Source organism: Proteiniborus sp. DW1 (genome assembly GCF_900095305.1).
In the GTDB taxonomy this organism is placed as follows: Bacteria; Bacillota; Clostridia; order Tissierellales; family Proteiniboraceae; genus Proteiniborus.
Genome location: NZ_FMDO01000037.1, coordinates 1 through 12,867 on the forward strand (window position 1 = coordinate 1; position 12,867 = coordinate 12,867).

Consider the following 12,867-nt stretch of genomic DNA (forward strand, 5'->3'; position numbering starts at 1 on the left):
ATAAATATTGGGACTGTAGCCAGTCCCAAATTTATTAATAGTCTGTTTTTTCTTTAACCTTTGCTGATTTACCTTGTCTTTCTCTTAAATAGTGAAGTTTAGCTCTTCTCACCTTACCTCTTCTAACTACAACAAGCTTCTCTATCTTTGGTGAGTGTAAAGGGAATGTTCTTTCAACTCCTACTCCATAAGAAATTCTTCTTACAGTAAAAGTTTCTCCTAATCCTCCACCTTGTCTTTTAAGTACAGTTCCTTCAAAGACTTGGATTCTCTCTCTGTTACCTTCCTTAATTCTATAGTGTACTTGTACAGTATCTCCTACATTAAAGTCAATAACTTCATTATTGATTTGTTCTTGCTCAAGCATTTTAATGATGTCCATAGTATTACCTCCCTTCCTCCTAGACGTTCTTGCTACTTGCAGAGGACCGCCCGTTTTCCACAAGTGTCATTATAGCACATATATATTCAAATTACAACTTATTTTTATTTTCTAGATTATTGTTATCTACAGAAGCATTCATAGTGCTTTTAATTATATCTTTTAGCATTTCCTGCTGCTCTTTATCAAGGTTCTTAGCCTCAATCATATCTGGCCTTCTCTCATAAGTTATCTTTAAGGATTCATATTTTCTCCACTTATTAATTTTTTCATGATTTCCAGATAACAAAACCTCAGGAACTTCCATGCCATTAAATATTCTTGGTCTTGTATATTGAGGATATTCTAATAGACCATTAAAGTGAGAATCATCTACAAAGGATTGTTGATTATTTAAAACCCCGGGTAGTAGTCTAACTATAGAATCCACTACTGCCATTGCTGCTATTTCTCCGCCAGTTAAAACATAATCTCCAATAGATATTTCATCATCTATATAAGCCTCAACTACTCTATTATCAATACCTTCATAATGTCCACATAAAAGAATAATATGCTCTTCCAATGATAGATTATTAGCAATATGCTGATTATAGGTTCTTCCTTTAGGCGTGAGATAAATTATCTTGCTTTTTTCACTTTTAACGGAGCTAATTGCATTATATATGGGTTCTGGGCTCATAACCATTCCAGCTCCTCCTCCAAAGGGATAATCATCAACTCTTCTATGCTTATCCTTGGAAAAATCTCTAATATTTATGCAATTAATTGTAACAATATTTTTATTTACAGCTCTTCCAATGATACTTGCATCTATAAAATTAGTAAACATTTCAGGAAATAGCGTAAGTATATCTATTTTCATTCAATCAGCCCTTCAATAGGTTCTATTATCATTTTTTTGTCCTCTATATTAATATATTTAACAACATCCTTAACAGCTGGTATCAAATATTCTTTTTCAGTGTTATTATTTATATCCATCCCTTTAATGACATAAACGTCATTGCTTCCAGGTTGTAAAACTTCTACTATCTCTCCTAACTCTTTTCCATCTGTACAAAAAACCCTAATCCCAATTATTTGATATATGAAATATGAGTCTTCAGGTAGTTTTATTGCATCTTTCTCATGAATTACTATGTATTTATCCTTATACTTCAATACATCATTAATATTATCATATCCCCTAAACTTTAACATTACAAAACCTTTACTATACCAAACTCTCTCTATATACATGCAACTTTTATCATCTTCTATATATACTGACTTCAATTTTTCAAATCGCTTAATGTCGTCTGTCAATGGCAATACTTTGACGTCTCCCTTAATTCCATGTGTATTAACTATTTTACCAACTCGAATATATTCCATAAGTACACCTACCATTTTAATAAATACATTGTATAATATGGTTTATCTGTCAAATAAATATGCTATAATAACTCAACAAATTATCGCAATCCTTATAATAACTAAAGCAGTTGATTTCGTTCTAATCCTCTTACATAGCTAAATAAAAAGGGGTTAGCTAAACTAATCCCCTATTGTATAATTTCTACTACTACTCTTTTATTTTCCTTTATTGCTGCAGCTTTTACTAAGGTTCTTATTGCTTTAGCTATTCTGCCTTGTTTTCCTATAACCTTTCCCATGTCTTCTGGGGCTACCTTTAACTCAATGATAATTGATTGAGTACCTTCTATTTCATTAACTACAACTTCGTCTGGATTATCAACAAGTGATTTCGCAAGTATTTCAACTAATTCTCTCATTTATCTCACCCCCCGAAAGCAATTATTCAGCTTTCTTTGTAGCTTCATATTTTTCAATAATTCCATTGTTCTTGAATAAGAAGTTAACAGTGTCAGTTGGTTTAGCACCACTATTTAACCATTTTATTGCTTTTTCATCATCAATAACAACTTCTTTAGGCTCTGCTATTGGATTATAGTACCCAATCTCCTCGATAAATCTACCATCTCTTGGTGAACGAGAATCTGCTACTACAATTCTATAGAAAGGTTTTTTCTTTGAACCCATTCTTGTTAATCTGATCTTTACTGCCATTTTTTCACCTCCTTTAAAAATTCTAATTATTTAAAAGGGTAAGCCAAACCTTCCTCTTTTCTTCATGGTTTTTTCCATTCCTGAAAATTTCTTAAGCATTTTCTTGGTCTCATTAAACTGCTTAAGTAGTTTGTTTACCTCTTGAATACTAGTTCCACTTCCTTTTGCAATTCTTTTCCTTCTGCTACCATCAATAATTGATGGATTTTGTCTTTCATCTTTAGTCATGGATTGAATAATCGCTTCTATATGAACTAATTCTTTTTCATCTACGTTAAGGTTCTTTAACTGCTTTGAATTTACACCTGGTATCATTTCTAGTATTTGACTCATAGGTCCCATGTTTTTCATTTGCTGCAATTGATCAAGAAAATCCTCAAAAGTAAATTGCTGACTACGCAATTTTTTTTCAAGCTCTAAAGCTTTCTTTTCATCAAAGCTGGCTTGAGCCTTCTCTATTAAGGTTAACATGTCACCCATACCCAATATTCTAGAAGCCATTCTATCAGGATAAAAGGTTTCTAACTGATCTAGTTTTTCTCCCATACCAACAAATTTGATAGGCTTGTTAGTTACTGTCCTAATAGAAAGTGCTGCTCCACCTCTTGCATCACCATCAAGCTTTGTAAGTACCACTCCAGTGATTCCTAGCTTATCATTAAAAGATTCAGCGACTGTAACAGCATCTTGGCCAGTCATTGCATCAACAACTAATAAGATTTCACTAGGCTTGACCTGACTCTTAATATTTTCTAGCTCTTCCATTAAATCTTCATCAATATGAAGTCTACCAGCAGTATCTATAATAATAAGGTCATTTCCATTTTTCTTTCCATGCTCTATTGCAGCCTTAGCTATGTTAACTGGGTTTTGCTTATCACCCATAGTAAAAACAGGTACACCAACTTTTTCACCAACGACTTCAAGCTGTTTTATAGCAGCAGGTCTGTATACGTCACAAGCCACCAATAATGGTCTTTTACCTTTTTTCTTTAATAATGCACCTAATTTCCCAGAAGTAGTAGTTTTACCTGCTCCTTGAAGTCCACACATCATTATTACCGTTGGTGGTGTATTTGAAAATTCTATTTTGCTTTCCTTTTCACCCATTAATTTCGTCAATTCTTCGTTTACTATTTTAATAACTTGTTGTCCAGGTGTTAAACTTTCCATAACCTCATGACCTATGGCTCTTTCTTTAACTGTGTTTACAAAGTTTTTAACGACTTTAAAGTTAACATCAGCCTCCAAAAGAGCAAGCTTTACCTCTCGCATAGCATTATCTACATCTTTTTCAGAAAGTTTTCCTTTTCCTTTAAGCTTACCTAAAGCATTTTGTAGTTTTTCTGCTAAACCCTCAAAAACCATCACTTAACCTCCTGGCCAATTTCTAATATATCTATGGCTATATCATTAATTTTCATAATTTGTTCTTTTGCCAAAACGAAATTATTCTCGTCTAATGATTTAATTGCCCTATCAGTACTATCTAAAATTTCTTTAATCTTTTCCTTGTTTTCAGAGAACTTTTTTACCAAACCTAGCTTCTCTTCAAAGATAAAAAGTTTTTTTTCGGTTCTTTTTAATAAATCATGAACTCCTTGTCTACTGATTCCAAGAAGCTCTCCAATCTCACTTAGAGATAAATCATGTATATAATAAAACTCAATAGCTGAATATTGCTTATCATTTAATAGTTTACCATAAAAATCAAAAAGCAATCCAATCTCAACAATTTTCTCAAACATAAAATCACCAGATTCGTTTTAGTGTAAAGCTATTTGCTTGACAGTGTTATTTTATATTATAATATACTCTTTGTCAACAATAAATATTAGAAAATACTAATCAAAAATTTATTCTTCAAAAATAGCCTCTACAAAACTTACTGGGTCAAAATTTTGTAAGTCATCTATCTTTTCTCCTACTCCAACTAGTTTAACTGGCACATTCAATTCTGATTGCACAGCTAAGACTACTCCTCCCTTAGCAGTACCATCTAATTTTGTAAGTACTATACCAGTTATATCGCATGCTTCTTTAAATACTTTTGCTTGAGAAACTGCATTTTGTCCTGTAGTAGCATCTACAACCAGCAAGACTTCTTTTCTTGCATCTGGATATTCTCTTTCTACAACTCTAAATATTTTACTTAGCTCATTCATTAGATTCTTCTTATTGTGTAGCCTTCCAGCAGTATCACATATTAATACATCAGTTTTTCTAGCTTTAGCAGCTTGAATTCCATCATAAATTACTGCAGCAGGGTCTGAACCTTCTTGGTGAGCAATAATTTCTACTCCTGCTCTATTTCCCCATTCTTGTAGCTGTTCTATAGCTGCTGCCCTAAAAGTATCACCTGCAGCTATAAGCACCTTTTTACCTTCTGATTTAAGTCTCGAAGATAATTTTCCAATAGTTGTTGTTTTTCCAACACCATTTACCCCAACAACTAAGATAATAGCAGGTGAAGGTTCAATATTGAGTTTACTAGATTCAGCACTTGTAAGTACTTCTCTAAGTACTTCTTTTAAAAGTTCTCTAACTTCTGATACTTCATTAACCTTTTTTTCTTTTACTTTTTGCCTAAGCTCCTCAATAATAGCTAGGGAAGTATTAACTCCTACATCTGCAGTTATTAAAACTTCTTCTAAATCTTCAAAAAGTTCTTCTTCCACCTTCTTATATGATTTTAGTATAGAATCTACCTTTTCAGTAATGCCTTTTCTTGTTTTTGAAAGACCACTTTTTAATCTTCCAAAAAAACCAAGCTCTTCTTTTTCATTTTTTTCTACTACTAAATTCTCTTGTTCTTCTACACTAATCTCTGCAACCTCTTGTACTTCGCTTTCCTCAATACCTAGATTATATTTTAAATCTTCCTCATCTACATCAATTAGATCCTCATGTAAGTTTTCTTCTAAATCCACTTCTATTTCATCTATATCTTCAATAAAGTGTTCATCATCAGAATCAGATTTTTCGTCTAATTCTGTAATAGTAAAGTCATCAATACTATTTTTATCATCTTCTTTTTGTCTTTTCTTTCCCCACTTGAATAGATTTTTGAACATTTTTAACCTCCTGTTAACTAGCTTTCTCATCATTTTTTTCTGTTAGCTTAACCGAAATTAATTTACTAACTCCTTCTTCTTCCATAGTTATTCCATATAAGGAATCTGCACATTCCATTGTTCCTTTTCTATGTGTTATTACAATAAACTGTGTTTCTTTTGAAAATTCTCTTAAATAATCAGCATACCTATATACATTTGCATCATCAAGGGCAGCTTCTATCTCATCTAGTATGCAAAATGGTGTTGGCTTAGTTTTCAATATCGCAAATAAAAGAGCTATGGCTGTCAATGCTCTCTCTCCACCTGACAACAAGGACAAACTCTGGAGTTTTTTTCCTGGTGGTTGTGCAATTATTTCAATACCACTAGTAAGAACATTTTCTTCATCTTCCAAAAACACATCTGCCTTACCACCACCAAACAATTTCACAAAGACATCGCTGAAATTGGCTTTAATTATATCAAAGCTTTCCTTGAACTGTTGTTTCATTTTTAATTTCATATCCTTAATTACAACATCTAAAGATTCCTTTGCCTCTATCAGATCTTTCTTTTGAGCTGATAAAAATTCGTATCTTTCACTTACTTTTACAAATTCTTCAATTGAATCTAAATTTATATTTCCTAAGCTTCTTATTTTATTTTTAAGTTCCCGAATTTCATTTTGAAATCTTGTCACGTTTTCAATTTCTTTCTTGTACTTTAGTGCCATCTGATAAGTCATTTCGTATTCTTCCCACAGCTTGCTATTTATATTATCCAGCTGTAGATTATACTTTTCTTGCTTTAATTCCAGAGATGAGATACTCTTTTGTAGTTCATTAATTGTTCTATTCATTTCATTAAGCTTTTCCTGGTCTGTATAATAGGCTTGCATAAAGTTATTTCTTTCAACCTTCACTTCATCAAGCTTAATATCGTATTCCAAAAGTTCCTCTGATAGTTTCTTTTTGTCTTCAGCTAATGAATCTACTCTAGCCCTTTCTTTAGTTATTTCTTCCCTATTGTTCTCCTGCTCCATAACTTTTCTCTTAAGATCTTCTTCCAACTTAAATCGAATGCTTATATAATTATTGATCGATTCAGTTGTAGTTTTAATTTCCTGTTTCATTGTTGCTATTTTTACTTGTAGCTCTGTGTTCTCATTTATTAGACTGTCTTTTATATTTTTTTGCTTTTCAAACTCTTTAGTTAACTCTTCTATTTTTATTTGTATCAGCTTAGCTTTTTCATCTAAGTCTATTATTTCGCTTTCTAAATCGCTAATATCAACATTTGAAGTATAATTTTCATTTGAAAGCTGGTTTTGTTCCCTCATATATTTTTTTATCAATGTATCATTTCTCTCATTGTCCGTAATAAACTGATTATACTTATTTTCTAATTTAACCAATGTAACATTGATATTATTAATTTCATTATCAATATCTAAAATTCTAGTTTCTAACTCAGCTTTTTCTTTCTGATAATCCTGTATTTTTTTGATAATGTTTGAATAGTTACTATTTAACTCCTTTAATTCTTCTTCTAGTTCATTTATCTGTCTATCTCTTCCTAATATATTTGTATTACTAGAATTAAAGCTTCCACCTGTCATCGAACCCCCAGGGCTAAGTATTTCACCATCGAGAGAGACTATTTTATATTGATGCCCAGTTTGTTTTGAAAGTATGATTCCATCGTCTAAGGTTTCCACTATTAACACTCTGCCTAGTAAGTTTTCAAATATAGTATTGTAATCACTATGAAAATTAATTAATTCTGATGCAACTCCTATAAAACCTTTACATTGTATTCTACCTTTTTCTGCTATACTTAATCCCCTAGCTTTCATAGAAGAAATAGGCAAAAATGTCACTCTTCCAAGCTTATTCTTTTTTAAGAAATCAATTATAACTTTGGCATCTTCTTGAGTTTCTGTAACTATATTTTGCAGTGATGATCCTAAAGCTACTTCAATAGCCCTTTCATATCGCTTGTCTACTCTAATAAGTTCAGCAACTACTCCTTTTACACCTTTCCCTAGTTTTTTATCACTTTTACATGCTATTAGAGTATTTTTTACACTTTTATAATAGCCTTCATATTCATCCTTCATTTCAAGAAGCAATTTCAAGTTTGATAATTTCCCATGAATTTGACCCTTTATATTATCAGCATTAGACTTTAATGCTTCTTGTTCCCTTGTAATTTGCTCCCTAATAATTACTTTTTCTTTTTTTTCTCTATTCAGTTCCTCTAAGCTACTTTTATATTTAGTTAATTCTTCAGAAATGCTATTAGCTAGCTTACTATTTTCTTCACTCTGCAATCTAATACTCTTAATATCATGTTCTATTTGCTCTATTCTTTTATTGATACTTTTACTAAATGTAGATATGCTATTTAATTTGCTTTTTCTATCTGCAATTTGGTTTAGGTATTGAACTAAATCTCCCTTCTTATTCTCAATGCTATCTTCTGTTTCTTTCATACTATTGATTAGACTATCTAATTCTAGAGCCTTATTTTTTAGTTGTTTATTCAAAGCCTCAGTTTCTTTTTCGAGCTCCTGTTTATAGTTTAATTCTTCATTTTCTTTTTTATTTGAATCCTCAATTTGCTTTTTAGTTAACTCTATTTCACTTAAAAGTCTTTCTGTTTCTTTTTCTAGATAAAATATTCTTTCTCTACTTAGCTTCAATTCACCTTCATGTTTTTCAATTGTATTTTGAGTTGAATATTTTGAACTTTGAAGCTCCTCTATTTTTGCATCCATTTTATCTATTTCATTTTTTACCTTATTATATTTATTTTCAAAAGCATTTCTTTTTTCCTCGTTATATTTAAGTTGTGAAATAACTAACTCTCTTTGGGCTTCTAAATGGCTTATTTCTTCTTTTAATCTATCGTACTCTCTAACAAAAAGACTAACTTCTAAATCCTTTAGATTTTCTGAAAGCAATAGATATTCCTTTGCTTTTTCTGATTGATTTTGCAAAGGCCCAATTTGGTTTTCAAGTTCACTTATAATATCATTTATTCTTAATAAATTTTCCTTTGTCTTCTCTAATTTTTTTTCTGCTTCTTCCTTCCTAGTCTTATACTTTACTATTCCAGCTGCTTCCTCAAATATCATCCTTCTATCTTCGGATTTTGTACTTAATATTTCATCTATTCTACCTTGTCCAATAATTGAATATCCATCTTTACCAACACCTGTATCCATAAAAAGTTCTCTTACATCCTTTAGTCTGCATGAGTTTTTATTGATATAATATTCACTTTCACCTGACCTAAATACTCTACGTGTAACACTAACTTCTGTATAGTCTATGGGGAGACTTCCATCTTTGTTGTCTAATACTAATGTTACCTCTGCAAATCCAGTAGGTTTTCTGTTATTGGTACCAGAGAAAATAACATCCTCCATTTTACTTCCTCTTAATGTTTTTGCACTTTGTTCACCTAGAACCCAACGTAAAGCATCTGAAACATTACTTTTTCCGCTTCCATTGGGTCCTACAACAGCTGTAATACCGCCCTTAAATTCAATTTCAGTTTTATCTGCAAAGGATTTAAAGCCCTGAATCTCAATTTTTTTAAGATACAAATCCACACACCTCAATTCCTAGGAATAATAACATAATCTGAATTAATAGCTTTTATTGAGGGATTCTTTAGATGTCTAGCTTAGGACAAGCAGACCTTTTTTTAATAAGTACTTTTTTGTAAGCTCTTTTACTTCAACCCTATGTTTTATGCCTTCATTTACTATAAAAAAATAATCCTTGCTAATATCTTCAGCCATAACCTTTACTTTTTTAATACCATATCTTTCTTCTAAATATATTAAATTAGATGATCTTTGACCTACAAAGTTTGATATCTCTTTTTTATTTATATATACTTGAATAGATTTATTTATTTTTTGAATATTAGCAAAGAGAATCTCTAGATATTCTCTATAAATCCTTCCCTCAACAAGTTGTCTAAAAGCGGGATGAAAAGGTCCAGCTATTACATCCTTATTTTCTGCAATATTATCAGTAGGTTGTAATCCAATTCTAATAACATTTATATCATTGTAATTAAATAACATCAACAAATCAACACATATTCTTATAGCCTCATCTAAGGACAAAGGAATATAAGTCCCCTCTTTATATTTCTTTTCGAGAAATGTTTCTTTGATAACTAATGTAGGATATATGCGCACGATGCTAGGTTTTAGGTTAATAAGTTGTTTTGCAGTAAAAACTTCCTTTTCATAGTCGCTTCCCGGAAGACCAGTCATCATTTGCAAACCAAGTATAAATCCATGTTTCCTAATTAATTTTGATGCATTTGCTACATCTGTATCACTATGACCTCTATAACTATTTTGTAGAACATCCGGACACATTGATTGGACTCCTAGTTCAATAATATCAACATTATATTGTTTCAATAAATCTAGTCTCATGCCATCTATATAATCAGGTCTTGTGGATAGGCGAATCCTATTTATTAGACCTCTTTTCTTATAGTCACAAGCTATATCTAAAAGCTCTCTTTGAATATCCATATCAATTCCTGTGAAACTGCCCCCAAAAAAAGCTATTTCTAGCTTTTCGTTAGTTTCAGGAATAGTACTTAAATAGGTGTCAATAGTATCTCTTATACTATGTGTATCAAAATTAGCTTTACTCTGCGCTATTTTTCTCTGATTACAAAAAATGCAGTCATGAGGACATCCGATATGAGGAACAAATATTGGAATTATATGATGTCTAATGCTCATTTTCTTTTTCCATTCTTTCTAGTGCTATTTTAGCTGCATTTTGCTCTGCTTCCTTTTTACTTTTTCCTAAACCCTTTCCTAAAGTTTTATTTCTTACTACAACTTCAGTATGGAATACTTTGTTATGATCTGGTCCTTCCTCAGAAATTATTTTATACTCTATTTTGGATTTAGTTTTTTTCTGTAAAATTTCTTGAAGTTGTGTCTTATAATCTATAAATAACTCTCTTCCATTAACTGCATTTTCAATGATCCCTGTCATAAATTTTAACACAAAAGCTTTTGCATTGCTGAATTTTCCATCTAAGTAAATTGAACCTATTAAAGCTTCAAATGCATCTGCTAATATTGAAACTCTCTCTCTCCCACCCGTTACTTCTTCTCCTCTTCCTAAAAGCATGTATTTGCCTAAGTTGATTTGTTTTGCCACATAAGAAAGAGAAGGTTCACATACAACTGTAGCCCTTAGCTTAGTCAATTCACCTTCTGGATAATTTGAATATTTATTAAAAATATAGTCGCTTACTATTAGTCCTAAAACAGAATCACCTAAAAATTCAAGTCTCTCATTGTAAGTAATCTTAAATCTTTTGTGCTCATTTGCATAGGAACTATGTGTCAATGCCCAGTTTAACAAATCGATGTTATTAAACCTGTATCCTATTTTAGTCTGGATTTCATTTAGTAAGTGTAACCTCTCAGTGCTTATTACATATCTCATAAAGACTCCTCCATATAATTACTAGATATAGAGGTGTTATTGTAGATATTTTAAATTATTTAAAACATCTACGATAACACCCACATACTTTAGTTTACTATATAACATGTAGATTATGCAAATAATTTTATTGCATGATTACTGTAGACAAGTATTTAAGGATTAGATAGAATCTAATCCTTAAATACTCTAATAACTATAGACGCATTGTGTCCACCAAAACCAAGTGAATTTGATACAGCAATATTAATCTCTTCAAAAATGCCCTTGTTTGGTATATAGTTTAAATCACATTCTTCATCATAGTTTTCATAATTTATTGTAGGAGGTAAATATCCATTAACTAAAGCTAGAGAACATACACACGCTTCTATACCTCCTGCTGCTCCTAATAAATGACCTGTCATTGATTTCGTAGAACTAATTTTAAGTTTGTAAGCATGTTCCTTAAAAACTCTTTTGATAGCTGCAGTTTCTAAAGCATCATTATAAGATGTTGAGGTACCATGGGCATTAATATAATCCACATCATCAGGTGAAATTTCAGCATCTTTTAAGGCTATTTCCATAGCTCTAGCTGCTCCTTCCCCACCATCAGATGGTGTAGTAATGTGGTATGCGTCTGCAGTAGAACCATAGCCTATTATTTCTCCATATATATTTGCGCCTCGATTTAGGGCATGCTGTAGCTCTTCCAAAATTAAAATACCAGCGCCTTCACTCATTACAAATCCATCTCTATTTTTATCAAAGGGTCTACTGGCTCTAGTAGGTTCAGAATTATTCGCTGATAATGCCTTCATTGCAGAGAAGCCTGCCAAAGCCATAGGTGTAATAGAAGCTTCTGTCCCTCCCGTAACAATTATATCACTATCACCTCTTTGTATTACTTTAAAGGCATCTCCTATTGCATTTGTTGATGAAGCACAGGCAGTTACAATTGTTTCGTTTATACCCCTTGCACCTAACATTATAGATATCTGCCCTGCTGCCATATTTCCAATCATCATTGGTATGAAAAATGGACTGACTCGTCTCGGTCCTTTTTCTAGCAATTTTTGGTGCTGTTCTTCAAAGGTTTCAAGGCCTCCAATACCTGAGCCTATAATTACACCTAATCTTTCATTGTTAACCTTATCTAAATCAATATTAGCATCTTCTATTGCAAGCTTAGATGCAGCAACAGCAAATTGAGTAAACCTGTCCATCTTTCTAGCTTCTTTCTTATCCATATAGTTCTCAGCCTCAAAACCCTTAACTTCTCCAGCTATTGATGTGCCATACCCCTCTGTATCAAATCTAGTAATATGTGATATGCCACTTTTCCCATTTAGTAGAGAATTCCAAAACTCGTTTTTCCCAATTCCAATAGGACTAATAATGCCTAAACCTGTAATAACCACTCTTTTTTTCATGCTATCCCTACCTATCTTATATAAAATAATATAAATGTATTAGGTTTAAAACAATCTATATAAAAAATATTTTAGCTAGAATTATTATTATAAATATTATAAAATAAACATAAGTTATTAATTTTACTTTCTATTTTTTAAGGTCCCGAATCAAGCGGGACCCTTTTTTCTTTCCATTACTTAGTATTATCTTGAATGTAATTAACTGCATCTTTTACAGTAACTATCTTTTCCGCTTCTTCATCAGAAATTTCTATATCAAATTCATCTTCTATAGCCATTATTAACTCAACAACATCTAATGAATCAGCATCTAAATCCTCTTGGAATGAAGATTCCAATGTTATCTCAGATTCTTCAACATCTAACTGCTCTGCAATTAATTTTTTGATTTTTTCAAATACCATGAGTCCACCCCCCTTCAATAGATATATTAT

General features: G+C 31.6%; 13 protein-coding genes. All 13 read right to left on the reverse strand.

Annotated features, from left to right (window positions below):
- Window positions 1-34: 34 nt before the first annotated feature.
- Window positions 35-382, reverse strand: coding sequence for a 50S ribosomal protein L19 (gene rplS / locus DW1_RS09450; protein WP_074350377.1), 348 nt, complete (start codon window positions 380-382; stop codon window positions 35-37).
- Window positions 383-473: 91 nt separating this feature from the next.
- Window positions 474-1,247: a tRNA (guanosine(37)-N1)-methyltransferase TrmD gene (gene trmD, locus DW1_RS09455; RefSeq protein ID WP_074350378.1), complete on the reverse strand. Its 774-nt coding sequence runs from the start codon at window positions 1,245-1,247 to the stop codon at window positions 474-476.
- Window positions 1,244-1,759: a ribosome maturation factor RimM gene (gene rimM / locus DW1_RS09460; RefSeq protein WP_083605613.1), complete on the reverse strand. Its 516-nt coding sequence runs from the start codon at window positions 1,757-1,759 to the stop codon at window positions 1,244-1,246. Before rimM ends, trmD begins: the two co-directional genes overlap by 4 nt.
- A 170-nt stretch (window positions 1,760-1,929) precedes the next feature.
- On the reverse strand, window positions 1,930-2,160 hold the full coding sequence (locus DW1_RS09465; RefSeq protein ID WP_074350380.1) for a KH domain-containing protein: 231 nt from the start codon (window positions 2,158-2,160) through the stop codon (window positions 1,930-1,932).
- Between the two features lie 22 nt (window positions 2,161-2,182).
- Entirely contained in the window at window positions 2,183-2,455 is a 273-nt protein-coding gene (gene rpsP, locus DW1_RS09470) for a 30S ribosomal protein S16 (protein ID WP_074350381.1), read from the reverse strand.
- Between the two features lie 30 nt (window positions 2,456-2,485).
- Entirely contained in the window at window positions 2,486-3,823 is a 1,338-nt protein-coding gene (ffh, locus tag DW1_RS09475; RefSeq protein WP_074350382.1) for a signal recognition particle protein, read from the reverse strand.
- The gene (gene ylxM / locus DW1_RS09480; RefSeq protein WP_074350383.1) at window positions 3,823-4,203 is read right to left on the reverse strand and encodes a YlxM family DNA-binding protein; all 381 of its coding nucleotides are present in this window, start codon (window positions 4,201-4,203) and stop codon (window positions 3,823-3,825) included. The genes ffh and ylxM overlap by 1 nt, the downstream gene beginning before the upstream one ends.
- A 108-nt stretch (window positions 4,204-4,311) precedes the next feature.
- Complete coding sequence (gene ftsY, locus DW1_RS09485; RefSeq protein ID WP_347499718.1) at window positions 4,312-5,175, reverse strand: signal recognition particle-docking protein FtsY; 864 nt, start codon at window positions 5,173-5,175, stop codon at window positions 4,312-4,314.
- A gap of 367 nt (window positions 5,176-5,542) precedes the next feature.
- The gene (gene smc, locus DW1_RS09490; RefSeq protein ID WP_074350385.1) at window positions 5,543-9,124 is read right to left on the reverse strand and encodes a chromosome segregation protein SMC; all 3,582 of its coding nucleotides are present in this window, start codon (window positions 9,122-9,124) and stop codon (window positions 5,543-5,545) included.
- Between the two features lie 75 nt (window positions 9,125-9,199).
- The gene (locus DW1_RS09495) at window positions 9,200-10,294 is read right to left on the reverse strand and encodes an elongator complex protein 3 (protein ID WP_074350386.1); all 1,095 of its coding nucleotides are present in this window, start codon (window positions 10,292-10,294) and stop codon (window positions 9,200-9,202) included.
- Window positions 10,284-11,015, reverse strand: a complete 732-nt coding sequence (gene rnc, locus DW1_RS09500; protein WP_074350387.1) for a ribonuclease III — start codon at window positions 11,013-11,015, stop codon at window positions 10,284-10,286. The genes DW1_RS09495 and rnc overlap by 11 nt, the downstream gene beginning before the upstream one ends.
- 173 nt (window positions 11,016-11,188) lie before the next feature.
- Window positions 11,189-12,430, reverse strand: a complete 1,242-nt coding sequence (gene fabF, locus DW1_RS09505; protein ID WP_074350388.1) for a beta-ketoacyl-ACP synthase II — start codon at window positions 12,428-12,430, stop codon at window positions 11,189-11,191.
- 176 nt (window positions 12,431-12,606) lie between these two features.
- Window positions 12,607-12,837 (reverse strand): acyl carrier protein, encoded by a 231-nt coding sequence (acpP, locus tag DW1_RS09510; RefSeq protein ID WP_074350389.1) that lies wholly within the window; start codon window positions 12,835-12,837, stop codon window positions 12,607-12,609.
- Between the last annotated feature and the right edge of the window lie 30 nt (window positions 12,838-12,867).